Source organism: Larkinella insperata (genome assembly GCF_026248825.1).
GTDB classification, from domain to species: domain Bacteria; phylum Bacteroidota; class Bacteroidia; order Cytophagales; family Spirosomataceae; genus Larkinella; species Larkinella insperata.
In genome coordinates this window covers 2997829-3024525 of sequence record NZ_CP110973.1, presented here as the reverse complement: position 1 = coordinate 3024525, position 26697 = coordinate 2997829, and the positions used below count along the sequence as shown (strand labels likewise).

The following is a 26697-nucleotide window of genomic DNA, read 5'->3' as shown; positions in this document are numbered from 1 at the left end:
AACCATGCAGGACTTCACGGTGCACAACGCCACGGTTTTTACCGGAACCGACGTGCTGACCAGCGCATCCGTCCGGGTAGCGAACGGATGCATTCAGGAAGTGTACGCAAGCGGAACAAACACTTCCCAAGGCATTGATTTGCAGGGGCAGTGGCTGGTGCCCGGCCTGGTCGATCTGCAACTTTACGGCGGGTCGGAAGTTTGCCTGAACGAATCGCCAACGGCCGAAACGGTTGCCCATATTTATCAAACGCATCTGAAAAACGGTACCACCTCGGTGCTGCCCACGCTCTATTCCACTTCGTTTGAGGTTATGCTGGAAGCCGTGGAAGCGGTTCGGGTGCTGCAACAAACGAATCCGAATGGGGTGCTTGGTCTACACGTGGAAGGTCCGTATATCAATCCCGAAAAGCGGGGTGTACACAGCCTGGCGTACGTCCGGCCACCGGTCGATGCCGAACTGGATGAGTTGCTCGAAAAAAGCCGGGATGCCATCCGGATGCTGACCATTGCGCCCGAAATTTTTCCTCCCGAGCAACTAAGTCGCCTGATCGAGCAAACCTGTAGCTCGTCTATTCGACTTTCGCTGGGCCACAGCAACGCCACTTATGCGGAAGCAACGGCGGCCTTTAACGCCGGTATGCCCCTGGCCACGCACCTGTACAACGCCATGCGGTCGTTCGAAAGCCGCGATCCGGGCAGCGTAGGTGCCATTTTTGACCATCCGAACGTGCGGGCCAGCATCGTTGCCGACGGCTTTCACTGCGACTGGGCTGCCATCCGGATCGCCACGCGCTTGTTGGGGGAGCGGCTTTTTTTGATCTCGGACGCGATGTTTGCCAACCCGCCCCGCCCGTCCCACGCGCTGGAGGATCTGGTGATTCAGTACACCGACGGGCGTTATACGAACCAGGAAGGTAGGCTGGCGGGCTCGTCGATCACGCTGCTGGACGCCGTCCGAAATTGCATCCGGCACGTAGGTGTAAAGCCTGCCGACGCCTTCCGAATGGCGTCGACCGTTCCAGCCGAGATCATCGGCCAGGGCGACACCCTCGGGAAAATCCAAGCTGGTTTTGTTGCCAATCTGTTGATTTTGACGGACGACCTGAGGGTTGCTCAGGTGATTGCCAACGGCCAGTTCCAAAACCGTCCGATCTAGTTTCGATAGGTCATTAACCAATCTTCGCCAATCCGCTCCGTGCTGACCAACCGCCCCCGAACTTTCGGAGCCGCCAACCCGTCGCCCAGCACTTTTGAACTTTTGAAAACGTTGACCTCATCCCAAACACCGGAGCTGAAAAAACTTTCCAGTACGCCAACCCCGCCTTCTACCACCACCGACTGAATTTTCCGCTGGTATAAATCGGCAATCAGTTGGGTTAGAAAATCGGCTTCGGCGTCCAGCGCAATGTAGTGGATGGCGCCGACGGTTTCAGCGTCGGGGTGCACCACCGAATACACCAGCGTCGGTTGCAAACCATCGAAAAGATGCAGGGAAGACGGCAGTTTTAACGTTTTGTCTATCACAATTCGCACGGGATTTCGCCCACTCCAAAGCCGTACGTTCAACTGCGGGTTGTCGTAACGAGCAGTGTTGGTACCAACGAGAAAAGCATCTTCTTCCGTCCGCCATTTGTGCACGAGTTGCCGCGACAGCGAACCGCTGATGGGAAGAGGCCGGAAATCGGAGGGGGCCATAAACCCGTCGGCGGTTTCCGCCCATTTTAAAATCAGATAGGGGCGTTTCTGCTCAATGAATGTGAAAAACCGGCGGTTTAAGTCACGGCCCTGCTCCGCCAGTAGCCCGGTTTCTACCTCAATTCCGGCGGCCCGCAATTTTGCCAGACCTTGGCCGGCCACCAGCGGATTCGGGTCATCGTTGCAGACGACCACCTTTTTTACCTTTTTTTCAATCAACAAATCGGCGCAGGGGGGTGTTTTCCCAAAGTGCGAACACGGCTCCAGCGTCACGTACACCGTCGATTCGGGCAGCAGCGATTCATCCGCTACCGACCGTACGGCGTTGACCTCGGCGTGCGGCCCGCCGTATTGCCGGTGCCAGCCTTCGCCAATTAGGCGCCCATTGTGTACAATTACGCAGCCCACCATCGGGTTGGGACTGACATGACCCCGGCCCAGCTTTGCCAGTTCGAGGGCGCGAGACATGAAGAGGGTATCGTCAATCAACGGTTTGAGGAAACGGTTTACAGGGGCCGAAAGTAAAGAAATCCGGCAAATCGGTGAAATCTCTCTGATGAAGGTTTAGATTTACGCAAAATTTACGTCCGCATGCTTACAGCCAAGTCGCTATTTGATTCGCTGGTGGGTCAATTGCAGGGATACCGCCCGGAAGAGGCCCGCGCCATTGCATTTTTATTACTGGAACACTATCTGCTGCTGCGCCGAACCGACGTGGTCGTCGGAAAACCCATTCCGCCCACCCCACCACAACCCGACTGGGATGAATTGATTCGGCGGCTGAACAACCAGGAACCGGTTCAGCACCTCATAGGCACAACGGAATTTTGCGGACTGGAGTTTCAGGTGTCGCCGGCCGTGCTGATTCCCCGGCCCGAAACGGAAGAACTGATCCGGCTCATCGTCCGGGATTACGCCGAAACCACCGGACAACTGAACATCATTGACCTGGGCACCGGCAGCGGCTGTATTGCCGTTACGCTGGCCCGGTTTCTTCCGCAGGCATCGGTCCTGGCCTGGGATTTATCGCCGGAAGCACTCGAAGTAGCCCAACTGAACGCCCAGACCCTGCTGGCGGAAGTAGAATTTGAACAGCGCGACATTCTGAACGTCGGAGAAGAAAACCGGCGGTTTGAGTGCGTGGTCAGCAACCCGCCGTACGTTACGCTGTCGGAAGCCGAACAGATGGACGCGAATGTTTTACGGTACGAACCCCATTTGGCGTTATTTGTAGAAGATCAGGATCCGCTGCTGTTCTACAAAGCCGTTGCCGATTTCGGGCAGCAGCATCTGAATCCGGGCGGGGGATGTTATGTCGAAATCAACGAACGGTTTGGGCCACAAACCCAGCAGGTGTTTGAGGAACGCGGCTACCACAACGTCCAGATTTTCAAAGACATTCACGGCAAAGAGCGATTTGTGAAAGCGATCAAATAATATCAATGATGCCTTAGGAATGGAGAACGAAGAACAGGCCACCGCAACGCAGTCAATTCATCGTTCATCATTTTTAACGCATCATTCTTCCCTATGACTTCATCCGATAGTATGTATCATGCCAAAATCCGGCAGGTGTTTGAGGAGATGAGCAAGGTGGTGGTGGGCCAACAGGCGCTGCTTAACCGGCTGCTGATTGGTTTGTTTACCGGCGGACATATTCTCCTCGAAGGCGTTCCGGGTCTGGCCAAAACCCTGACCATCAATACACTCGCCAAGGCCCTGCAACTTGATTTCCAGCGCATTCAGTTTACGCCGGATTTGCTGCCCGCCGATCTGGTCGGCACGATGATCTTCAACCAGAAATCGGGTGATTTTGAAGTGAAGCAGGGACCTATTTTTGCCAACCTGATTCTGGCCGATGAGGTCAACCGTTCTCCCGCCAAGGTGCAGTCGGCGCTGCTGGAAGCCATGCAGGAAAAGCAGGTGACGATTGGCGAGGAAACGTTTGTGCTCGACAAGCCGTTTCTGGTGCTGGCCACGCAGAATCCCGTGGAACAGGAAGGCACCTATCCGCTGCCGGAGGCCCAGATCGACCGGTTCATGATGAAGGTGTTTGTGGGGTATCTGTCGCGGGATGAGGAACTGGAGGTTATGCGCCGGATGGCCAACCTGAATTTCGATTACGAAGTGCAGCCGGTGCTGGACAAGGAAGATATTTTCGGCATTAAGAACGAAATCAATAAAATCACGATTTCAGAAACCCTCGAACGCTACATCATTGAACTGGTGTTTGCGACTCGGCGGCCGCTCGATTACAACCTGCGCGACGAAGCGCGGTACATTCAATACGGGGTTTCTCCGCGCGCCAGTATTCACCTCAACCGGGCCGCCAAAGCCCTCGCCTACTTCGACCAGCGTGACTATGTGCTGCCGGAAGACATCAAGGAAGTAGCACCCGACGTGTTCAACCACCGGATTATTCTCAATTACGAAGCCGAAGCCGACGGTGTAACGACCTTACAGATCATCGATTCGATTCTGCGGAAGGTAGCCATCGGGCGGTAATGGACCTAATTTCCGGGCTGCACGGCTTTTCGGATGGCTTCGGCCCAGAAAAGTCCCAGGGTTGCCGAGCCTTTCTTGTTGGGATGCAGGAAAAACGTGCCCTGCTGCCCGTTTTCGTGTTGAAAATCCGTCAGATAATGCGTTTTGAAGTAATTAAAGCCCTGCGTATCGCCCACGTAAACCTGACCGGGATGCGTGGTGCCGTAAGCCGCTACCAGCGCGTCAATTTGCGGGAAGTAACTCTGCAAACGATCTAACCCCTCCTGTAAATACTTCGACCGGTTGTAGGTAGTAGGGCTGTACCAGATTGGGTGGTGAATGATCAGCCGGCATCCGGGATAATCCGTCAGCAACCGGTCGGCAATGGTTTTCAGATTGCCCCGGTACGACTCGGGGGAAACCGGCGAACCGTTCGGCCCCTGGATGGCGCTGTCGTTGGTTCCGAGTACGATGGAGAAAATCAACCGGCCCGTCGGATCGTTCTTGAAGGCATCGGCAGCCTGCACCACCTTGCCAAACGCCTTCGCCGTTTCGGGCAAAAAATCGACGGTCGTGTAGCCGCTCACTCCCTGATTCGAAAAAGCGACCTGATCAATGCCAGCCTGCTGCTTCAAATACGCCGTTGCCAACACCGGCGGGGCTTCCGTCTGGCGATCCTGCAAACCCGCGCCCGCCGTGATGCTGTTGCCAATGAAAACGATGTTTAGCCTTTGCGGGCTTGGCAAAGCGGCTTCCGACTCATTCAGCACACCCGCAGCAACGCGCTTCCGGTACAAATCAGCCAGATCGGGTTTGGTACGCACCCGGTCCTGCTCCTCCAGCGCGGCCGTAATGACCGGAATCCAGCGCTGCTGCCCTTCCCGACTCAGATGCAATCGGTCGGCCATGAACAACTGATCGCGGTCTTTCCCGTCCGTCAGCGGAACCACATCGATGTAATACAGGCCCTCCGCCTTCCCGGCCAGCTCCTTTACAAGCCGATTGAGCTGGTCGCTCTGCTTGCGGAATTTTTCGCGGGCGGGAGAATGCCGGTTGGACACGAAGTAAACTTCCGTCAATGGATTGGCCTTCCAGACGCGGGCCAGAAACGTTCTGAAGTTTCTGGCAACGGTTTCGGGCGTGTCACCGCCCGCCAGATCGTTGCCTCCGCAGGAAAACACAATCCGGGCAGGCCGGTGCGGCAGAATGATCCGGTCCATAACGCGTAGCACATCCGGAATGGTTGCTCCGCCAAACCCGCGGTTCACCGGGCTGAATTTGCCAAAATCTTCTTCCAGCGTTGGTCCCCAAAGCCGCCAGGTGGAGCTCCCCACAAAAAACGTAGAGCCCGGAACCGGCGGGTCGTCAACGGCTTTGGCTTCGTAGGCTTTTATTTCCGACTCAAAACGGGGCTCCTGAGCCGCCAGCTTCGTTCCGGCAGCTATCCAGATCAAAAAAAACGTGAGGAAAAATCGGGTAGAGACGCTCTGCGACAGCTTGTTCATTTCCGTGGTCCATACTTTTGACCAGAGAGTCGTGATGGGACTAATCCTACTCGTCTCCCCGTGCAGTTTGCTGGCTCCACCTTGTTTTTCCATCGCGAAGATGGTTTTTAGAACTGGAAATAGATGAACTGGTTTGAGGTAAAGACCCCGAACAGGTACGACAGCAGGCAGATCAGCGGAAACAGAATAAAGAACAGAACGGTGTTGCGCGTCGGGATGGTCAGGTAGAACTTCTCCTTCAGGAACAAAACCGCCACCAACAGCACGCAAAACCAGAGTTCAGTGGTGTTGAACGGCGCACGCAGCGGCCCGTCGAACGGCGTAAAAATGATCTTGCCCAGGATATGAAAGGCATTTTGGACCGGTGCTTTGTGGTTCCGGAAAAACACCCACGTCAGCATCACCAGCACGAACGTCAGCAGAAGTTGCAGGAGCTGATACGCTTTGTTTTCCTCGGGAAACTTGACTCCCCACTGACTGAAAGCTTTGTCGCGCCAGTTTGCCATAAGCTGATAGGCCCCGTGCAAACCGCCCCAGATGACGTAGTTCCAGCTTGCCCCGTGCCACAAACCGCTGACCAGAAAAACAATAAAGACGTTTAGATACCGTCTGGACGGACTGACCCGGTTACCGCCCAGCGGAATGTACAGGTAATCGCGAAACCAGGTGGAGAGGGAAATGTGCCAGCGTCGCCAGAACTCGACAATCGAGCGCGAAAAATACGGTGTTCTGAAGTTTTCCATCAGGGTGAACCCCATCGTCCGGGCCGCGCCAATGGCAATGTCGGAATACCCCGAGAAGTCGCAGTAAATCTGAATACTGAAGGCCAGTGTTGCCACAAGCAGGGTCAGCCCGTTGTGCTGCGTTGGATTGTTGTAGGCATGACCGACAATCTCGGCCATCCGGTCGGCAATGACAACTTTCTTGAAAAACCCGAATGCCATCTGCATCAATCCGGCTTTCAGGTTCTCGAAATCGTACTGAAAGTACGTATGAAACTGGTGCAGCACGTTCTGCGGCCGTTCGATCGGACCGGCCACCAACTGCGGGTAAAACATCACGTACAACGCGTAAATGCCAAAATGCCGCTCGGCTTTTTGGTTGCCACGGTATACCTCAATGGTGTAACTCATGGCCTGAAACGTGTGAAACGACAGGCCAATGGGCAGAATATCCAGCCTGTCAATCAGTTCAAACGAAGTAGCGGTAGGTTGCCCGAAAAACAGCAGGACTTTGTTTAGCAGCCGAACATCCAGTGAATTGATCCGTTGCGCAATACCGTTCAGGTTTAATTGTTCGAGCAGCCCGACGATACTTTCGTTGAAAAATCCAAAATATTTAAAAAACGCCAGGATGCCGATATTGGAAAGTAAACTGATGATCAGCAGCCATTTTCGCGAGGGTCCGGGTTGCGTCCGCTCCAGCCAGATTCCGGCAAAGTAGTCGATTACGATGGTCAGAAACAGGATCAGGATGTACGCCGGTTTGAAGACCATGTAGAAGTAACAACTGGCCACCAACAGCAACACCCAGCGCCCGCGCCACGGCAAACTGTAATACGTCAGCGTTACAACGACAAAAAACAATAAGAACTGAAGCGAATTAAACAGCATCCCTACGAGAATTAAGAGGCAGGACGGGGCCGCCCGGGCGGTTAAGAAGTAAGAGTCAAGAATTGAGCGTCAGTGATTCGTCAGCTAACGCTCAACTCTTAACTCGTCACTCTTCTCTACAATTGACGTTCTTTTTTTCGGATGATCTCGCGAACGATGTATAACGGACGGCCTTTGCTCTGGAAGAAAATTCGAAGCACGTATTCTCCGATTAGTCCTAAACCGATCAATTGAATACCGCCGAAAAGGATGATGGTAAACAGCAAAGCCGTAAAACCCTGCGGTACGCCCCCGAAGAAATACTTTTTGATGAGCGTCTGAATGAGATACAAAATAGCGACGCCAATGGATAACATCCCCAGGTTGGTGACAAATTTGATCGGAAATTCGCTGAAGTTAAAAATGCCGTTGTAGGCCAGCCGCCGGAGCATTTTAAACGTGTATTTCGCTTCACCGGCCACGCGGGCGTCGCGCTCGTATTCCACGCCAATTTGCTTGAAACCGATCCAGGAGCGCATTCCACGGATAAAACGGCTTTCCTCCGGCATCTGATTCAGGACGTTGGCAACCCGCCGACTGATCAGCGAGAAATCGCCACTGTCGAGCGGAATGTCGACGTAGGAAATGGATTTCATGAAGCGGTAGAACAGAAAATAGGCCGTTCGCTTGAAGAAGCCTTCTTTCCGTTTCTTCCGAACCGCGTACACTACGTCGTAGCCCTCCTGGAATTTAGCGTAAAATTCGGTCAGCAGTTCGGGGGGGTCCTGTAAGTCACCGTCAATGATAAACAGGGCTTCGGTTCCTTTGGCAGCGGCCATTCCGGCCGTCAGGGCTATCTGGTGGCCGTAATTCCGGGCCAGAAAAACGCACTGGTACCGCTCGTCGGTCAGCGCCAGCTGCTGCATGAGCAACGCCGTATTATCACGGCTGCCATCGTCAATCAGGACAACTTCAATCGAAAGCGGAGAACTGTCCATCAGGGCATTCAACCGCGCAACTAGGTGTGGAAACGACTCTCGTTCGTTGTAAAGCGGAGCGACAATCGAGATGAGTGGTTCAGACAAAGCGTATCAAGTTAAAAAGGACGCACAAAATTACACTATTGCGTTCATTTACCGAACGTTTAAGGTTTGATTCGAATACCGTATGTCAACGGCCTCGTTTGTATCCACCAGAATACCAACCTGATAGATATCCGGATGCAGGAATGATTTGAGCACCCGGGCGCTGAGGTTGGGCATCCGGCGTCGCAGGTAGAAATGTTTCGGAGCATACAGGTTGTCAGCTGGAAACAGGTAGGTATGACGCGCCGATTTCACAACCACGCAGGCATCCCGGATTCCGGCGGGCAACGACCAGTTTTCGGTCACCACCCGAAACTCGGCTTCCGATTCCTGAACCATCAGGTGCAAAGCCGGATCAGCGGGCGGAGCCGGGTTCAGCAATTGCTGTTCGTAGGGGGCGTAAAACGTATGCTGCGGGTATGCGTAAAAGCCCTCGCCTGTGGCCTTGTCCATCCACCGTTTGATTGCAGCCGCGTACTCCGATCCTGCAATGGCCCCAAAACCCAGATCATTGTGTTTCTGGTTAAAAACCGACGTCTGACGGATGGTCTTCTGGGCAGCCAGCATCGGCAGGTGATGAAAATACATGATAGACCAGACCAGGCTTCCCAGCACAATGCCGCTCGTCATCCATTTTTTCAGCCGCTGCGGATCCCGAAATTCACTTAAACCATCCAGATAGAGCAGGATAACCAGCAGAGCCGGGTAAAGCATGTAGTTGCTGATCAGCATGACATCGTAGCCAAACCGGGGCCGCAGGACCGCCACTACCACGGCATTAACCAGCAGAAAGCCATAGGCTCCGACGAAAAAATACCGTCGGTGGTTCAGGTTTTTGTCCACCGGTTTCTGGCTCGGTTGCCACAAACTGTGGAACATCGTTGTTCTGAACAACCAGAACAGCAGGGCCACGCACGCTATACCGGCCAGTGTTGGCAGGATGCTCCGGGGAACGATTCCGAGCATCGGGAAAAAATCAAACAGCCCGCCCAGGAAGGTAAAAAAGCCAAAAATGACCAGATGCGGGTGTTGCAGAAAAAACGAGAAGCTGCTTTCGTTGCCCTGCAAATTGGCAAAATCGTGGAAATAAAGCAGGATGACTACTCCGCCCAGCCCGGCCCAGACGACCAGCCGCCAGCCATAATTCACGCCTTCCAGTCGCCACTGCACCAGCAACACACCCAGCCCGGCCACCCAGCCGAACAGGCCGTTGCTCATGGAAAAAGACGCCAGCACCTGCAACAGAATAGCCCCGACGAAACGCCAGATCGACCGGTTCGGATTGCCCAGCAGGTACATCGCCCACAAAATCAGCATGGTAACGGCCAGGTGCTGCAGGGCCGTGATGGCCCAGAAGCTGGTCAGGCGGTATTGAAGCTGGAACAGCATCAGCGACACCGGCAAAAAGGCCAGCAACGGCAACCGCATGGAGCGAAAAACTCGGTATAAAACCAGCCAGATCGCTACGGTACAGCCAAAGGCTACGAAAATCAGCCACCGGAAATTGAGCAGGCCGGTTAGTTTGTAGAAAAACAGGGTGCTCAGTTTGGCAAACAGAATGCGGTGTTCGTTGTTGGGTACCAGCAGCCAGTGCATCTTTTCGGAAAGCGAGTCGGCGCGGGTATAATTGATGAGAAACCCGAAAAACGACTCCAGATCGTCCATCCAGGGAATGTTGTCGACAAACAGCAGCACCAGCGCCAGAAAACAAACCACCGGAAAGGCGACCAGCAAAGGAGAAATTTTCCGAAACGGGGGTGAAATTGAAATCATGGCTGGCTCGTGACTTGGCGTGGTGCAGGTTGAGCATCGGCCGACGTGACCGATGCAGCGCTTAATTTGACGCCTTTTCGGTAAAAATAACCAGCCCAGCAGCTATTAAACAGATCGCCCGATTGATAACTGAGGTCGTTTAGCACCAGCGAAGCCGGTAAAACCGTCAACGGCGGCACGGCTACGGTATCGCTCCGGCTGCTGGCCATCAGTTGGTAGCGTTCCTTCATTTGCTGATCATACTCTTTGGCTCTGCCCGAACGAAGGTCATCATAGGTAAGCCGCAGGTTGGCATTTTGGTAGCTCACCCACCCCAGCAGAATCGCAACGATCGCAACCGTCGGCCACTGATAACCGGTAACAATCGACCAGTTGCTGATCTGCGGCCGGAAAACCCGGACCCAAACCGTCAGCATGTAAAACCAGCCGACAATCCAGACCAGGTTAACGACATTGAGCAACCGCGCAACCGGCGGAACGCCCACCGCCCAGAAGTGCAGGAACGTCAGGACAAACAGCAAACCCAGATAGAAGCCCAGCGCCAGCCACCAGTAAATCGAAAAGTAGGAACGCGCCGGGCTGCGACTGTCGGTCAGGCGGTAGGCCACCGGTAAAAAGAGCACGGACAATATCAAAATTGACGATTTCAGCAACTGATCGCGGAAGTAGACCGAACCGAACTTTACCGCTTCAATGGCCGAAAACAGGAAATCCTGGCTTAAACCGTTGCCCCCCATCCGAATAGCGTTGCCCGGTGCCTGTACGAGGGCGTAGCTGCATAAACCGGCCCAGATCAGCAACAGGATCAGCGGGACCGGAACGGTTCGGCGGTAAATCAGGCTGACCAGCACCCAGAACCCCAGAAAGGAAAGCATCACGACCATCCACGTTTCGCTGGAGCCAATGATGCACAGAATCAGAATGGCTTCCAGCACCAGCAAGAGGCTTTTCCAGCCGGTGCGCTGCCGATCGTGCGCAATGAACACGCTGAGCAGAAAAAGCAGCAGCACGCTGGCCAGCGAATAGCCCGCCATGCCGGTATACCAGTAAAAAAATTCGACAATGGAGCGCAACTGAGTGATAAACAGGAAGCAGGCCCCGGATGCAATGGCAACCTGTCCGGCGGTGCTAATGACCCGCTGGCCAACTTGGTGAATTAGGGTAAAGAAGCCCGTCCAGAGCAAACCGAGCAGCATAATCGGAAAAACCGCGTAGGCACCAAACGACCGCCAGATGATCGGGCTGGTGTGGACAATAAAATTGTGGAAATAGCGACCTGTCCAGCCATCGTAATAGAATTTCTGGGATTGCCAGACCCCGAAACGCATGACGGTATAGGCGAAACAATAATCATCAACCACCGACGGATGATTGTAAAAAGCCAGCAGAACCAAGGGAGTTGCCACCACCAACAGGCAGCTAATGAGCAGGAAGAAAAGAATTTTATTGGGCGTAATCAGTTGATTCATCAGCTCCGAAATTCGTTACTAAAACCGCCATCGACGCTTTGTAACCCTTTGTTATTGAATCGGATAAATTTTCTTTTTATCCATTTTTCGCTGCCAGACCGGATACACCAGCACCGCAATCAGAATCACGACGGTGCCCGCGTAGAAGCCAGTGGTCATCCGTTCGCGGTCGCCAAAAAACAGCCAGGCCAGCGCAATTCCGTATACCGGCTCCAGGTTGACGGTCAGGTTTACCGCAAAGGCCGAAAACTTGCGCATCAGCCAAACCGAAGCCGAATAGGCGTAGACCGTACAGACAAACGCCAGGATCGCGATCCAGAGCCAGTCGGTTGGCTGGGGCCACAACGATGACGGCTTTTCCAAACCAAACGCCAAATATAACCCCAGAAACAGCAGGGAACCACCAAAAGCCCCCGACATTTCGTAAAAGGTGATGGTCATGGGCGGATACCGCCGGGTAAACTGGCTGTTGACAATCGTGAAAACGGCCGCCAGCATGGCCGAGAAGACCGCCATCAGCAAGCCGGTCGCCCGATCAATCTCAAACCGAAAGATCATGTACAACCCCGCCATCACAATGATACCAAGCACCACTTCGATCAGCCGCAGCCGACGCCGGACCACCAGTGGCTCCAGCAGACTGGTCCACAGCGAACCGGTTGCCATACCGGCCAGACAAACCGATGCGTTGGCAACCCGGGCCGCCCCGAAGAACAAAGCCCAATGCAGGGCCATCACGACGCCCGTTGCCAGGAGTTTCCACCGATCGGACGGTGATACCGCCACCATTTTCTTCTGAACCACTAGCAGCACGCCCAACCCAATGGCCGCCAGCAACGTCCGGTAGACCACCAGCGTCAGGGCCGATACGGAAATCAACAGCCCCAGAATGGCCGTGAAGCCCCAGATCAGAACCAGAAAATGCAGATGCAGGTAATCGGTAAGTGTCGGACGGTTCATACGGGGCTACGGACCAGCCTCATAGGCTTTAGTCCGGTTAACGACTTCTGGGTCACTGTTGGACGAAAAAACATTTGCGGGCTTTACGCCGGTACGCTATCGCGGAATGGTATGGTACAAAATCAGCCCGATGCCGGTAAACACGATATTGGGTAGCCAGACGGCCACAATCGGATTCAGGTTACCCGCTTCGGCAATGCCTTTGGCCAGCATGAAAAACAGCAGGTAGACAAACGCCAGAATAAAACCCAGCGCGACCTGCCAGCCGACCCCCCGACGGCTTTTCCGGGCCGACATGATGACGCCAATGGCGGTCAGAATCAGAATGGCAAAGGGACGCGTTTGCCGTGAGTACTTTTCCAGCAAATACGTCTCTACCCCATCGGCACCCCGACTGCTGAGCAGGGCAATGTAATTGTCGAGTTCGGGGAAGGTGAAGGTTTCAAAAAGACTGAAATCGCTGTCGAAATCCGACGGGTAAAGATTCAGCAGGGTATCTATTTTCTCGCCGTGCGTCAACGTTTCCTGCAAACCGTTAATTTTCCGGAGATTGTAATTGTAAACCGTCCACTTTTTCTTGTTGGGGCTCCACTCGATGCGTTCACCCGCCAGTTTTTGCAGCAGTTGGTTGCCTTTCACTTCTTCCAGCGTGAATTTATAACCCGTATTGCTTTGGTTATTATAGCTTTCCAGGTAGGCATAAACGTTGGGCGCTACCTTAATGTGAATATTCCGGCCCGAATAGGTGTAGGGGTCTTTGGTGTATTTCAGCTCAAAAGCGATACGGGTCTGGTTGGCTTTCGGCACCACCCAACCGACCAGAAAATACGTGGCAACGCTCAGGATCAGGGCCCCCATCGCGTACGGAACCATCAGCCGCACAAAGCTGATACCGCTGCTCAGGATGGCGATAATTTCGGATTTGGCCGCCAGCCGCGAGGTCATGAATACGGTGGCAATAAACACCATCAGCGGACTGATGTAGTTGGCCCAGTACGGTATGAAGTTGAGGTAATAATCAAAGATGATCTTGTCGCCGGGAGCATTGTGCTTGTAGAAATCGTCCACCTTTTCGGTGTAGTCGACGACGCAGACCACCAGCACGATGACCATCACAACAAAGAAATACGTCAGCAAAAACCGTTTTAAAATATACCAATCAAGGAGTTTCATGAAAGCTTGCGGGAGTCGTTCCGGGTTTAACTGACAAGCAGATTCCGGGCCACTTCGTTACTGACAAATAACGTTTTTTCCTGGTTAATCTGTACAGAGACGGATTTATCAAAAGCGTTAACATCCTGCACCCGCACCCGGCAGCCCAGATTCAGGCCGGTCTTGTCGAGGTGTTGCAGAAATTCCGGGGAGTGTTCCAGCACACCCATGACCTGCACCTCCGTTCCGACGCCAACGTCCGAAAGTTTGGAGTATTCAACGTTCGGCATTTGGCCCGCCGGGCTGGGAATTGGGTCGCCGTGGGGGTCAAACTGCGGGTACCCCAGAAAGGCATCCAGTTTTTCAACCAGTTCTTCCGAGCGAATGTGCTCCAGTTCTTCGGCCATTTCGTGGACTTCGTCCCAGCCAAAACCCAGCTTTTCGGCCAGAAATACCTCCCAGATCCGGTGCCGCCGAATGACTTTCAGCGCCAGTCGTTCACCCTCCTCCGTCAGCCGGACACCCTGATACTTTTTGTAATGAATCAGTTGTTTGTCGGCCAGCTTCCGCAGCATATCCGATACCGAAGCGGCCTTGGTAGCCGTCATTTCGGCCAGTGAATTGGTTGTAACCTCTCCCTCCTGCCGGGCCGCCAGGTAATAGATGGTTTTTAAATAATTTTCTTCCGTGAATGAATGCATAGGCTCAGGACAGACCAACAATCCATCCATTCTCTACTGAATACTTAATACACTTACCACCAGATTGATAGATGATTCACCAACCTTAACCTTCGGACAAATTTAGGTTTTTATTACCGTTCAAAAAATTTTTAGACTAGTCTAAATTTTTATTTAGAAACATTTGATACATTTGTTGCGTTAATGAAGGTGGAAAGCAAATAGCAGTCTAACGCTATGATTACGGATAAAAATACCCCCATAATGGCACAGGGATGGAAGTCTGAAAATCTATCGAAATCGTTACCCGAAGTTCACGCCAGCATTCCCGTCCCGGAGAACGGTTCTTTTTTCAAACGGTTGCTGGCTTTTGCCGGTCCCGGCCTGATGATTGCCGTTGGATATATGGACCCCGGTAACTGGGCTACTGACATTGCCGGTGGTTCGCGCTTCGGCTACACGCTGTTGTCGGTTATTCTGATTTCCAATTTATTTGCCATGCTCCTGCAGCACCTTTCGCTCAAGCTGGGTATTGCAACGGGGCGCGATCTGGCGCAGGCCTGCCGCGATCACTTCAGCCGCCCGGTGGCGGTCGTGCTCTGGGTTCTGTGCGAAATTGCCATTGCCGCCTGCGACCTGGCCGAAGTGATTGGCTCGGCCCTGGCGCTGAATCTGCTCTTCGGTATTCCGCTGTCCGTTGGGGTCTGCATTACGGCCCTGGACGTTTTACTACTATTGTATTTGCAACACAAAGGATTCCGCTGGCTGGAAAGCATCGTAGCCGCCCTGATCTTCGTTATCCTGCTGTGTTTTGGGTATGAAATAATTGTGGCCCGGCCCGATATTTCCGCCATCTTTGGTGGCCTGATTCCGCAGAAAGAAGTGGTCACCAATCCCGGTATGCTCTACATCGCCATCGGTATTCTGGGCGCTACCGTGATGCCGCATAATCTCTACCTGCATTCCAGCATTGTCCAAACCCGTGATTTCGCCCGCACCGAGTCGGGTCGCCGGAACGCCATCCGGTTTGCCACCATCGACTCGACCTTGTCGCTGTTCATGGCGTTTTTCATCAATGCCGCCATTCTGATCTTGTCGGCTGCGGCTTTTCACACGTCAGGCAACCATCAGGTCGCCGACATCACCGATGCGCACCGCCTGCTTGATCCGCTGCTGGGTGCCACGCTGGCTAGTGTGCTGTTTGCCGTGGCGCTGCTGGCTTCGGGGCAAAATTCAACGCTGACCGGTACGCTGGCCGGGCAGATCGTTATGGAAGGGTTTCTGAACATCCGGCTCAAACCGTGGATTCGCCGGCTGGTAACCCGTTTGATTGCCATTGTTCCGGCCCTGGTGGTCACCATTCTGTACGGCGAACGCGGCACTTCCGAATTGCTGGTTTTCAGCCAGGTGATTCTTTCGGTGCAATTGAGCTTCGCCGTCGTACCGCTGGTGATGTTTACGAGCGATAAGTTAAAAATGGGTGCTTTTGTCAATCCCCGCTGGATGATCATTCTGAGCTGGGCCGTCGCCGGGCTGATTATCGGGCTGAATCTGGTATTGCTGGCCGGAACTTTATAGACAGTTTTGTGGAAATTCTGGTGATTTAACCAGACGAAAATCGTTAAACGAAAGGAGAAGTTGAATCCGCTAAAGGCCACAAAGCCTTTTTCCGGATCAATCTTCTCCTTTCTCCTTTTTTTAACGTTATCTTTAAGCCGGATTTCACCGGCTGAACCTGAGTTAGCACGGCTTCTACGCTCTATGGAAGATAAAAAACACCTGGACAAGGTAACCGCAGCGGGTTTGCTGGTTGCGCTGGGTATTATCTACGGCGATATTGGTACTTCGCCACTTTACGTACTCCGGGCTGTTGTCGGCAGCGATCAACCAATTCAGGAAGATATCGTTAGAGGAGCCCTGTCCTGTATTTTCTGGACCATTACCTTACAAACTACAGTCAAGTATGTGATTCTGGTTCTGCGGGCCGATAACCGGGGGGAAGGGGGCACGTTTGCGCTCTACGCACTGGTCCGGCGGCACGCCCGTTGGCTGACCATTCCGGCCATTATCGGGGGGAGTTCACTGCTGGCCGATAGCATCATTACGCCACCAATTTCGGTTTCTTCCGCCATTGAAGGGCTTCGGATTATCTACCCCGACATTCCCACGGTTCCCATCGTCATTGGCATTCTCGCGTTCCTGTTTCTGATTCAGACGTTTGGTACCAGCGTAGTCGGAACGGCGTTCGGCCCCATCATGCTTCTATGGTTTACCATGCTCGGTGTGCTGGGAGCGATCCATATCGTCGATGATTTATCCATTCTACAGGCCGTCAATCCTTACTACGTCTATCATTTCCTGAACGACTACCCCGGAGCGTTCTGGCTGCTGGGTGCGGTTTTTCTTTCGACTACCGGAGCCGAAGCCCTGTACGCCGATATGGGGCACACCGGCCGGGGTAACATCCGGGTGAGCTGGATGTTCGTAAAGGCCTGTTTGCTCCTGAATTATTTTGGCCAGGGCGCTTTCATTGAGGGTCTGGCGGGCGAAAAGCTGGGCGAGCGCAACCCGTTTTACAGCTTAATGCCCGAATGGTTTCTGTTTGCCGGTATCGTCATTGCCACTGCAGCCACGGTTATTGCGAGCCAGGCCATGATTACGGGAGCGTTCACGCTGATTAGTGAAGCCATCCGGCTTAATTTCTGGCCGAAGGTCCGGCTTCGTTACCCCACCAATAAGAAAGGGCAATTGTACGTTCCCAGCATCAACTGGCTGCTTTTTGCGGGTTGTATCGGGGTGGTGCTTTATTTTCAGGAGTCGTCGCGGATGGAAGCGGCTTACGGGCTGGCCATTACGCTGACCATGCTAATGACGACGGTTCTGTTCAGCTACTACATGTACTCCCACAAGTTCAACGCGTGGTTTGTGCTGTTTTTTCTGATCTTTTACCTGTTTGTCGAAGCCAGCTTCCTGGTGGCCAACCTGGCTAAATTCACCCACGGCGGCTGGGTGTCAGTCCTGATTGCCGGGCTGATGGCCGGTATTATGATTGTCTGGCTGAACGCGAGCCGAATCAAGCTACGGTTGACGGAATACGTCAAAATTGACCAATACATCCAGCCGTTCAAGGAACTCAGCCGCGACATCAGCATCCCGAAATACGCCACGCACCTGGTGTTCATGAGCAACGCAGCCCGGGCGGCCGAAATCGAGTCCAAAATCATTTATTCGATCTTCCAGAAACGGCCCAAGCGGGCGGATATCTACTGGTTCATCCACGTTGATACCACCGACGATCCGTACACGATGGAATACAAGGTAAACACCATTGCTTCCGACGACGTCTATAAAGTCACGTTTCGGCTGGGCTTCCGCATTGAGCAGCGCATCAACCTCTTCTTCCGCAAGGTCATTGAAGACATGGTGAAAAATAAGGAGGTAGACATCACCAGCCGCTACGAGTCGCTCAGCCGCCAGAATGTAATCGGTGACTTCCGGTTTGTGGTGCTGGAGAAATTTCTCTCCTACGAAAACGATCTTCCATTTCGGGAGCGGTTTGTGATGGATATTTACTTCTACGTGAAAAACTTCACGACGCCCGAAGACCGCTGGTTCGGCCTCGATACCAGTGCCGTCAAGATCGAAAAAGTGCCGCTGGTGATTCGCCCGGTTGGCAACGTCAAACTCAAACGAATCGATACTTAATATCCATACGTTAGCTGTCAACGGTTTTAATTTTGCCGAACCGTGGATTGACCGCTAATTAACTTTTACCTGAATGAAAATACTGATCACTGGCGGAGCCGGTTTTGTTGGCTCCTCACTGGCTTTATCCCTCAAAAGCAACTATCCACAGTACGAAATTTTTGTTCTCGACAACCTGAAGCGCAAAGGCTCCGAACTGAACGTGGCCCGTCTGACCAAAGCCGGGATTCAGTTTGTGCACGGCGACATCCGGAACAAGGAAGATTTCGACCCCATTCCGCCCGTTGATACCCTGATTGAAGCCTCCGCCGAACCGTCGGTGCTGGCGGGCCTGACCGGAACGCCCGACTACCTGATGAACACCAACCTGTTCGGTACGGTCAACTGCCTGAACTTTGCGCTCAAATCCAAAGCCAACGTTATCTTCTTATCCACGAGCCGGGTTTATCCGATCAAAACCATCGAAACGCTGAATTTCGATGAATACGACACCCGGTTTGTCCTTTCCGACACCCAACCCGTACCGGGCGTTTCGTCCAAAGGCATTGCCGAAAATTTCCCGCTCGACGGCGCCCGTTCGCTCTACGGCACCACCAAGCTGGCGTCGGAGCTGATCATTCAGGAATACAACGAATTTTTTGGTCTGAAAACCGTCATCAACCGGTGCGGAGTGATTACCGGCCCGTGGCAAATGGGCAAGGTGGATCAAGGCGTGATGGTGCTCTGGATTGCCAAGCACTATTTTGAGCAGCAACTGGCGTACATCGGCTACGGCGGCACCGGCAAACAAACCCGCGATATGCTCCACATCGCCGATCTCTACCGCTTGATCGACTGGGAGTTGCACAACATCGACCAGGTTAACGGCGAGATCTTGAACGCGGGCGGAGGCAATGAAAGCAGCGCGTCGTTGCAGGAGTTGACCAAAATCTGCCAGGAAGTAACCGGAAAGACCATCCCGATCAACAGCGTAGCCGAAAACCGGGCCGCCGACATCCGGCTTTACATTACCGACAACACCAAGGTAACCAAACTGACGGGCTGGAAACCGGAGCTGGGCATCAAAGAAATTGTTTCCGACATCGCGCAGTGGCTCGACGAAAACCGGGCGGCTCTCGAACCCATTCTAAAGTAAAATCAAAAAGGCGGGTCAATGATCCGCCTTTTTCAATCCCTTTATTTCACCGCAGCCAAAACCCGCTTGATGAACTCGTCCGGGCTGCCGTCGTGCCACCGCCAGACGATTACCAGGTCGTGCTCCGGGTCAATCCAGATCGTGTTGGAACCCGCGCCGATGGCCGCAAAACTGCTTGTCGGGGCGCTGGGCCAGGCTTTCTTTTCGGTGTTGAGCCACCACAGATAACCGTAGTCCGGGCCAACGGGGCCGCGTTGGACGGCGGCTTTAAACCAGTTTGCCGAAACCAGTTGCTTTTCCCGCCAGCGGCCATTCCGTAACGCCAGGTACCCAAACCGGGCTTCGTCGCGGGTGCTGATCCAGAGACCACCGCCCCAGCGCGTTCCGCCACTGATCGATGACATCATTTTTCCGTCGATAGCCACCCGCGCGTTGGGATAACCCACGTATTGCCACGTATTCGACGCGCCAATCGGGTCCATTATTTCGTCTTTCAGCACGTTGGGCAACGGTTTTTTCCACAAACGCAGCAGCGACAGCGCCATCCGGTTGATTCGCACGTCATTGTATTCGTAAAAGGTACCGGGCGGCTGCAAGGCCCGTGGTTTTCGTTCCCCTCTGCCGTAAGCTTCCTTGCCGACGAAATCGTGCTTTTTATCCCACAGTTCCCCCTCCCACTCGCTCGTCTGCCGCAGGTGGTGCTCCCAGGTAATGTTCCGGTTTTGCTCCGAATCGTAGCCGCCGTCCTGGATGTAGTTCGCTACCGGGTCGTGAACATCCTTGATCAGCCCCCGGTCGATGGTCAGCCCGGCCAGGGTAGCGAGCACACTCTTGGCGACACTGTACGTGGGGTCGGGCCGGTCGGTTTCGCCCCATTCGGCCACGATATAGCCGTGCCGGAGAATCAGGCCGTTGGTTTGGGCGCGATCCGACGGTACGGGTCCCAACAAGGTTCCGAAAATTTCCTCCTGCGTTGAAAAGTCGCGGGGCATTTGCGTGGTTTCCCGTTGCCGGGCAAACGAAACGGCCTGCTGGAGCAGGGCCGCATCCATCCCAACGTCTTCCGGTTTGTGGTGTTCCCAGGCATCGCCAGCCGCCGGAAAGTAGTCGGTGGCTCGGTTGGTGGTCCGCTGGGCAGGTCGCTGACAGGCGGCCGTCAGGAAGAAAAAAGCGAATGCAACAAGTTTAAAACGATTCATGCGGTTGGGGCAAACGGCTCGCCCGGGAGATAACTACGTTGATTTGGGCAAATTAATAGAAACGAAAGAAAACAAGCGGCACAGGTAAGCAATAAACCGCCCATTTACCGCACAATTTGCTTTAGTCACCGTAATAGTGTTATATTGACCAGAGTATACACTCAAACTACGGTATTTTAACTTGAAATTCTCAGACTTTGGCTTCGATGACCGGTTGATGGAAGGCATCGACGCCATGAATTACGATACACCCACACTGGTTCAGGAACAGGTCATTCCGCTTATTTTGGCAGGCAAGGACTTAATCGTCTCCGCGCAGACCGGGACGGGAAAAACGGCCTCCTACCTGCTGCCCATTCTTCACAAAATTACGACCAGCGGAACCGACGACCACATCAAGGCGCTCGTCATTGTGCCCACCCGCGAACTGGCGATCCAGATTGCCCAGAACCTCGAAGGGTTCTCTTATTTTACATCCGTCAGTTCCATTGCGGTATACGGCGGGGGCGACGGCGCATCCTACAGCACGGAACGGCAGGCGCTTTCGGGCGGAGCCGACATTGTGATTTGTACGCCGGGGCGGATGATCAGCCACCTGAACATGGGTTACGCCAAAATCGAGCATCTGCAATACCTCGTGCTCGACGAAGCCGACCGGATGCTCGACATGGGCTTTTACGGCGACATTATCAAAATCATTTCCTTTTTGCCAACTCATCGGCAGAGCCTGTTGCTGTCGGCTACAATGCCGCCCAAGATTCGGGAACTGGCGCGGAAAATCCTAAAATCGCCCGAGGAAATCACGCTCAGCCTGTCAAAGCCGCCGGCCAAAATCGTGCAGGAAGCATTTGTGCTTTACCAGAAACAGAAAATTGCGCTGGTAAAGTATTTGCTGAAAGAACACAGCTTCCCGTCCGTGCTGATTTTCTGTTCGCGGAAGGAAAACGTCAAGCAACTGACCCGGGAACTGAAACAGGCCGGATTTGCCGCCGAAGCCATTCACTCCGACCTCGAACAATTGGAACGGGAGCAAGCTTTGCAGGCTTTCCGCAGCCGGAAGCTGAACATTCTGGTGGCTACCGATATCCTGTCGCGCGGTATCGACATCGATAACATTGATCTGGTCATCAACTACGACGTTCCGCACGACGGCGAAGATTACGTTCACCGGATCGGGCGTACGGCCCGGGCCGAAACCACCGGGATCGCCTACACGTTCGTCAGCGAAACCGAGCAGCGTAAATTTGCCGCCATTGAACGGTTGATCGGAACGCCCGTCACCAAAGTGTCGCTACCGGCTCATCTGGGCGAAACGCTGGAATACAATCCGGGCAAGAGCGGAGCCCATTCGCAGCGAAAACGCCGGGTGAATGCCAAGAAACGACCGGCCCGCCGGAAAAAAAGCAGCGGCAGTCCGGAGCAATAACCTGTTTGTTACCCCTACCCTTTCAGCTCATGGATCAGCAAATCATCAATCTGTACGACGAGTACACACACAAACCGCTGAAGCGGGATGTTTTTCTGCAACGACTGGCGAAGCTGACCGGCGGCATGAGTGCTGCGCTGGCGGTGTTATCGACTTTGGAAATCAGCTACGCTCACGCCCAAACCGTATCCGGCCAGGACGACCGGATCGTCACCGAACGGATTACCTACCCCGGTGCCGACACAACGATGAAAGGCTACCTGGCGCGCCCGAAGGCCAACGGCAAGTACGGTTCCGTGCTGGTGATTCACGAAAACCGGGGGCTGAATCCGCACATTGAGGATGTTACCCGGCGACTGGCCATAGCCGGTTTTCTGGCAATGGCACCCGATGCCCTGTCGGCCGCCGGTGGAACGCCCCCGGATGAAGCCCAGATGCGCGAACTATTCAGCAAGCTGGATCCGGAGAAAACCCGGCAGAATTTTCTGAAGGGGCTGGATTACCTGAAAAGCCGTCCAGATAGCAACGGGAAGCTGGGTTGCGTCGGTTTCTGCTGGGGTGGAGCAATGGCTAATCAGTTGGCCGTTCATGCGCCGGACTTGAAAGCCGCCGTGCCGTTTTATGGCCGTCAGCCCGATGCGGCCGATGTACCCAAAATCAAAGCCACGGTTCAACTGCACTACGGTGGCCTGGATGAGCGGGTCAACGCGGGGATTCCGGCCTACGAAGAAGCCCTCAAAAAAGCGAAGGTTCCGTACCAATTATTCGTTTACGAAGGAGCCCAGCACGCTTTCCACAACGATACGGCCGGGCCGCGTTACAACGAAGCCGCAGCCAAACTGGCCTGGGAGCGCACCATCGGCCTGTTCAAAGAAAAATTAGCCTGACCGAATGCCGTTAACGTACCGGCTCGCTACCGAAGCGGACCTGATCGGGATTGTCAACTTGCTCTCGGATGACAAACTGGGAACCCAGCGGGAGCAATTTGAAATACCACTGCCGAATGCTTACCTCCGCGCTTTCCGGATTATTGCGGCCGATCCGCATCAGGAGTTAACCGTTGTGGAGTCGGGCGGGGAACTGGTGGCAACGTTTCAGTTAAGTTTTATTCAGTACCTGACCTACCAGGGTGGCATTCGCGCCCAGATTGAGGCCGTCCGGGTGAAGTCGTCTTACCGTGGTCAGGGAATCGGCACCGCTGTTTTTCGGTACGCCATTGAACGGGCCCGGACCAAAGGCGCTCACGTCGTTCAGTTGACCACTGACAAGAAGCGGCCCGAAGCCAAAAAATTCTACGAGTCGCTGGGGTTTATCGACTCCCACGAGGGCATGAAGTTCCATCTAAACTAAAGCCGTCAGCCTGATCAGGCTGACGGCTTTACAAACACTGGCTTTCGCCGTGAAGCGTATGGCCTTTTATACCGGTGGCTCCCAGCCTTTTTCGTACTCCCGGCCCCACAATTTCATGGCTTCCCGGTCTCGGATACGGCCGTTTTTCGTGTCAATTTCCAATGATTTATTCGTCCGGTAGGCGATGTTGGCCAGGTGGCAGAGCAGCGTACTTTTAGCGCCCTCGTCGATGGTCGAATTCTGTTTTTCCTTGCCCCGGATGGCGTTGAAGAAGTTGACTACGTGGCGCGTTGTCATATCGCCCCCACCACCCAGCGCCGTTCCGGCTTCCGAACCGCTGGCTTTGCTGTCTTTGATCATTTTCCCTTCCCGGTTGAACAGTTTGTAACCGTCCCGGTCGACATAGACGCTGCCGGTGCTGCCGTAAATGATCGTTCCGCGGTCGGTGCCGTAGGTTTTATACCCGCTGCGGCTCTTGCCGTCCCACTTAATGATTTTGTTGCCCGGGAATCGGAACGTGGCATCCATGGTGTCGTACATCGACCAGCCGTCTTCCAGAAAGTGCCGTTTGGCGGCTTCCACCGTCACGAATTCCGGGTACTCGACCTGCAACGCCCAGCGGGCTACATCCAGTTCGTGGGTGGCGTTGTTACCGCTTTCGGCGGTTCCGTAGTTCCAGCCGTACCAGTGCCAGTTGTAATCCCAGGTGTCGTGCATGTAGGGCGTGCGGGGAGCGGGTCCCTGAAACAAGTCCCAATCCAGGCCGTCGGGTACCGGAGCCGCTTTCGGAACGGGCACTTCGCCCCGCTGGGCTGTATAAAACGCAACGGCTTTGTAGGGTGTCCCGATGGCCCCGTTATGAATCTGGTTAATGATGTCGATTGACTCGGCGGCTGAGCGCTGCTGGTTGCCCATCTGAATCACCTTGCCGTATTTTTTCTGGATTTCGATCAGAATTTCACCTTCGCGCGGGTTCTGGCTGCACGGTTTTTCAACGTAAACGTGTTTGCCTGCCTGCGCGGCCAGCCAGGTGCCGGGTGCGTGCCAGTGGTCGGGCGTCGCATTAATCAGCACATCCACGTTTTTGTCGGCAATGACTTTGCGAATGTCGTTTTCCAGCTTCGGCTTGTAGTCGATGTGCTTCGAAAATTTCTGCAAACCCGCTTCACGCTGCTTTTTCATGACGTCGCACAAATACACCAGTTCGACGTTGCTGTCCTTTTTACCGATTGGTTCGTAATAAGCTCCCAACCGCCGGCCCAGACCGGCGATGGCCACATTCAGCCGCTCGTTGGCCCCAATGATTTTTGCGTAACTCTTTGCTGACATGCCCGTCGCTAACCCGCCAAACGTAAGTCCGGCGGTGCTCAGAGCGGCTTTTTTGATAAAATCGCGTCTGGAATTTTCCATTGAAAACTAATTCTTAAAATTTATGGCTGCCGAATGCCCGGCCGCTGTTTGCAGCGCGAAGTCCGCAAGCCAATCTACTCAGTAAGTACGTCAGCGGAGAAAAATACTGTTGTCGGAATGGATTTTCGGCGGCAATCTGCGCGTGGGGGAAATTCAAAACCGTATCCGGCCATGGGCCGCGCCTGGGCTGGTGGCCGGATACGGTTTTCGTTTATACCAACGTCTGGCGGGCAGATGTCAGATGCAAGCGCGAAGGTTCGGTGCGTAATTCCAGGTCTATGTGGTCATATACGTCTTCAAACAAATCCTGAAGCTCGTGTACATACTGCAGATACCGGCGCGTCTGAACGCACAACCAGCAATTCATGCCGGGCACCAGCCGGACTTCTTCCAGCATCCAGGAGTTGGCCGACGGATCGGGCCAGAAACCAAAGGCAGTCAGCCAGGGCTTTGTTAATTTTATTGGTCGGGGACGGTTGGGCGGCTGAAGATCGCGCAACAGCTTTTCAGTTAGTAAAACAGGCTCGTTATGAATGAGGTAATACCGATTGGGCTTGGCGCTATTAGCCATCATACTGAATAAAAGAGTTTTACCAATATAGCTAGAAATGTAAGATACCAGATACGTGTAGGCAGTAAGCGGTACGACGGTTTACTAACCGGTTATCCTATAATCTGATTTTAGCCCAAAATTGTTTTACAACAAAAGCGAATCTACGCGGTGGGCGTGCACCATCTGATCATTCGGCGACCAGGCAAATATGGTAAATCGCCCATCCTGTGACGCCACCAGCGCCACGGCATCGCGCTGGTCGTAGATAAACTGGGCCGCCGACAGATGGCGGGTTCCGCCCATCTGAGCCGGATGCACCACCACGGCTTTGTTTCCCACGATTGGCTCCGTGACAATAATCTGTTCAACCCGGTCGCTCATGGCAGAGCGGCCAATTTTCGCCCCAAACGCCAGCACCTCATACCGGTCATTGATAATGGTAGCCCCATCGACGGCCGTCAGCCCAGCCGTACTTTCGATGGCCAGTCCCACGTCACGACGCCAAACAATCTGCTCCTCTCCTTTGGTTTCGTGTTGCAATAATTCTGCCAGTTGGGAGAAAACAGGGACCACTGGATAGGAAATAGGCTGGATGATAGAGTCCCGCCAGGCATTACTTACCGAAGGAACGACCAACAGCGATCCACCCCGCCCGTGGGCCCGCATGGATACCGCCAGCTGGACTAGAATATTCATCGAATTATTCCAGAACGAAGGCAGCGTAAAGCCCAGCATCGAGGTTACCACGATGGGACAGTCAAGCGAACCGGCCGTACTTTCGTCCACAATTTTGATCTGGTCGCCCTTCAGAATGGCAACGTTAACGAATTTACCAAAACCGTCGAGCCGACGGTGTTTAACCACCAGCAGGCCCGGTTCAATGACTTCCAGCACGAAGCAGTTCCCCGGAATCTCCCGGGTGGTTCCCCAAATGTAAAGCTCATCGGCTTCACACCAGACGCCAAGGTGAATACCCGGTCGCTCAACGGCCGGGGCCAGCTTGGTCAGACTATCGGGCGTGAACCGCAGGCGGTGGCCAAAAATAAGCGGCCGACCGGCCTGCTCAGGGGGCAGAAAAGCCAGCGTTACTTTTGGTGGATAGCCTTCTTCGTGCCGCAGGCTGGCCCAGAAAGCCGTATCGATCATCGCTTCGATTTCGGGTGCATGCGGTTGATGAACGGCTTCGGGGCCGCCGTTCAGCGTGGCCGTAGCAAAATGATGGTCAAAATAAGACTCTATCGTCCCAGCTACCGTGCGAGCAGCCTGATAGGTGGCTTCAAAGGGCATATTCTTGGTGACTCCTAGCATGTATTAACAAGAAACTAAGCCGAATTTAAGTTCCTCTCACAAGTTACGGTTTGTGGTATTTGATGTATGAGTAAGGGTCACAGCGGCTTGTAGCTGTTGATTACTAATTTAATAAAGGATTTCTATACGAATTTCACCTGAATTGAACGTAGGCTTCCTTACCGTCCGTTAAAACAATTTTACAGTTCTTTGCATTAGCTTTTTGGATGCATT

At 53.9% G+C, this 26697-nt stretch carries 22 protein-coding genes; 9 read left to right on the top strand and 13 right to left on the bottom strand.

Translation table 11 applies throughout. The annotated features are described in order from the left end of the window. Positions 1-4: 4 nt before the first annotated feature. On the top strand, positions 5-1159 hold the full coding sequence (nagA, locus tag OQ371_RS12260; RefSeq protein WP_265994057.1) for an N-acetylglucosamine-6-phosphate deacetylase: 1155 nt from the start codon (positions 5-7) through the stop codon (positions 1157-1159). Here the strand turns inward: nagA and ribD are convergent. Beyond that, positions 1156-2166, bottom strand: coding sequence for a bifunctional diaminohydroxyphosphoribosylaminopyrimidine deaminase/5-amino-6-(5-phosphoribosylamino)uracil reductase RibD (gene ribD / locus OQ371_RS12255; RefSeq protein WP_265994056.1), 1011 nt, complete (start codon positions 2164-2166; stop codon positions 1156-1158). The two genes, nagA and ribD, sit on opposite strands and share 4 nt — an antisense overlap. Before the next feature lie 123 nt (positions 2167-2289). Here ribD and prmC point away from each other — a divergent pair, with 123 nt between their 5' ends. Further along, the gene (gene prmC / locus OQ371_RS12250) at positions 2290-3135 is read left to right on the top strand and encodes a peptide chain release factor N(5)-glutamine methyltransferase (RefSeq protein ID WP_265994055.1); all 846 of its coding nucleotides are present in this window, start codon (positions 2290-2292) and stop codon (positions 3133-3135) included. A gap of 111 nt (positions 3136-3246) precedes the next feature. Further along, positions 3247-4203: an AAA family ATPase gene (locus tag OQ371_RS12245; RefSeq protein WP_374761449.1), complete on the top strand. Its 957-nt coding sequence runs from the start codon at positions 3247-3249 to the stop codon at positions 4201-4203. A gap of 5 nt (positions 4204-4208) precedes the next feature. Here OQ371_RS12245 and OQ371_RS12240 read toward each other — a convergent pair whose 3' ends face one another. From OQ371_RS12240 to OQ371_RS12205, 8 genes are all read right to left on the bottom strand, one after another. Then, a complete protein-coding gene (locus OQ371_RS12240) occupies positions 4209-5780 on the bottom strand; it encodes a GDSL-type esterase/lipase family protein (RefSeq protein ID WP_265994053.1) in 1572 nt (523 codons plus the stop codon). Between the two features lie 14 nt (positions 5781-5794). Next, the gene (locus OQ371_RS12235) at positions 5795-7300 is read right to left on the bottom strand and encodes an MBOAT family O-acyltransferase (RefSeq protein WP_265994052.1); all 1506 of its coding nucleotides are present in this window, start codon (positions 7298-7300) and stop codon (positions 5795-5797) included. A gap of 116 nt (positions 7301-7416) precedes the next feature. Further along, positions 7417-8364: a glycosyltransferase family 2 protein gene (locus OQ371_RS12230; RefSeq protein ID WP_265994051.1), complete on the bottom strand. Its 948-nt coding sequence runs from the start codon at positions 8362-8364 to the stop codon at positions 7417-7419. 48 nt (positions 8365-8412) lie between these two features. Beyond that, positions 8413-10137 carry a hypothetical protein gene (locus tag OQ371_RS12225; RefSeq protein ID WP_265994050.1) on the bottom strand — a complete coding sequence of 575 codons (1725 nt, stop codon included), beginning with the start codon at positions 10135-10137 and terminating at the stop codon, positions 8413-8415. Further along, positions 10134-11606, bottom strand: a complete 1473-nt coding sequence (locus OQ371_RS12220) for a hypothetical protein (protein ID WP_265994049.1) — start codon at positions 11604-11606, stop codon at positions 10134-10136. Before OQ371_RS12220 ends, OQ371_RS12225 begins: the two co-directional genes overlap by 4 nt. A gap of 51 nt (positions 11607-11657) precedes the next feature. Next, positions 11658-12566 (bottom strand): DMT family transporter, encoded by a 909-nt coding sequence (locus OQ371_RS12215; protein ID WP_265994048.1) that lies wholly within the window; start codon positions 12564-12566, stop codon positions 11658-11660. 96 nt (positions 12567-12662) lie between these two features. After that, positions 12663-13739 (bottom strand): LptF/LptG family permease, encoded by a 1077-nt coding sequence (locus tag OQ371_RS12210; protein ID WP_265994047.1) that lies wholly within the window; start codon positions 13737-13739, stop codon positions 12663-12665. A gap of 26 nt (positions 13740-13765) precedes the next feature. Beyond that, complete coding sequence (locus OQ371_RS12205; protein ID WP_265994046.1) at positions 13766-14419, bottom strand: metal-dependent transcriptional regulator; 654 nt, start codon at positions 14417-14419, stop codon at positions 13766-13768. A gap of 243 nt (positions 14420-14662) precedes the next feature. Here OQ371_RS12205 and OQ371_RS12200 point away from each other — a divergent pair, with 243 nt between their 5' ends. The 3 genes from OQ371_RS12200 to OQ371_RS12190 all read left to right on the top strand — a co-directional run bounded on the left by OQ371_RS12200 (position 14663) and on the right by OQ371_RS12190 (position 19238). Next, complete coding sequence (locus OQ371_RS12200; protein WP_374761448.1) at positions 14663-15976, top strand: Nramp family divalent metal transporter; 1314 nt, start codon at positions 14663-14665, stop codon at positions 15974-15976. 183 nt (positions 15977-16159) lie between these two features. Further along, positions 16160-18103, top strand: coding sequence for a KUP/HAK/KT family potassium transporter (locus OQ371_RS12195; RefSeq protein WP_265994044.1), 1944 nt, complete (start codon positions 16160-16162; stop codon positions 18101-18103). A gap of 73 nt (positions 18104-18176) precedes the next feature. Further along, entirely contained in the window at positions 18177-19238 is a 1062-nt protein-coding gene (locus OQ371_RS12190) for an NAD-dependent epimerase/dehydratase family protein (protein ID WP_265994043.1), read from the top strand. Between the two features lie 41 nt (positions 19239-19279). On the opposite strand, the gene OQ371_RS12185 is transcribed toward OQ371_RS12190, so the two are convergent. After that, positions 19280-20437 carry a serine hydrolase domain-containing protein gene (locus OQ371_RS12185; protein WP_265994042.1) on the bottom strand — a complete coding sequence of 386 codons (1158 nt, stop codon included), beginning with the start codon at positions 20435-20437 and terminating at the stop codon, positions 19280-19282. Between the two features lie 181 nt (positions 20438-20618). Here OQ371_RS12185 and OQ371_RS12180 point away from each other — a divergent pair, with 181 nt between their 5' ends. The 3 genes from OQ371_RS12180 to OQ371_RS12170 are packed head-to-tail and all read left to right on the top strand — an operon-like array spanning position 20619 to position 23213. Next, positions 20619-21863, top strand: a complete 1245-nt coding sequence (locus tag OQ371_RS12180) for a DEAD/DEAH box helicase (RefSeq protein WP_265994041.1) — start codon at positions 20619-20621, stop codon at positions 21861-21863. Between the two features lie 29 nt (positions 21864-21892). After that, positions 21893-22750, top strand: a complete 858-nt coding sequence (locus OQ371_RS12175) for a dienelactone hydrolase family protein (RefSeq protein ID WP_265994040.1) — start codon at positions 21893-21895, stop codon at positions 22748-22750. A 4-nt stretch (positions 22751-22754) separates the two neighbouring features. After that, positions 22755-23213, top strand: a complete 459-nt coding sequence (locus OQ371_RS12170) for a GNAT family N-acetyltransferase (protein ID WP_265994039.1) — start codon at positions 22755-22757, stop codon at positions 23211-23213. A 66-nt stretch (positions 23214-23279) separates the two neighbouring features. Here the strand turns inward: OQ371_RS12170 and OQ371_RS12165 are convergent, their stop codons facing one another. The 3 genes from OQ371_RS12165 to OQ371_RS12155 form a co-directional block, all read right to left on the bottom strand. After that, entirely contained in the window at positions 23280-24623 is a 1344-nt protein-coding gene (locus OQ371_RS12165) for a Gfo/Idh/MocA family protein (protein ID WP_265994038.1), read from the bottom strand. Between the two features lie 211 nt (positions 24624-24834). Beyond that, on the bottom strand, positions 24835-25197 hold the full coding sequence (locus OQ371_RS12160) for a hypothetical protein (protein WP_265994037.1): 363 nt from the start codon (positions 25195-25197) through the stop codon (positions 24835-24837). A 123-nt stretch (positions 25198-25320) separates the two neighbouring features. After that, positions 25321-26484, bottom strand: a complete 1164-nt coding sequence (locus tag OQ371_RS12155) for a putative sensor domain DACNV-containing protein (protein ID WP_265994036.1) — start codon at positions 26482-26484, stop codon at positions 25321-25323. Positions 26485-26697: the final 213 nt, after the last annotated feature.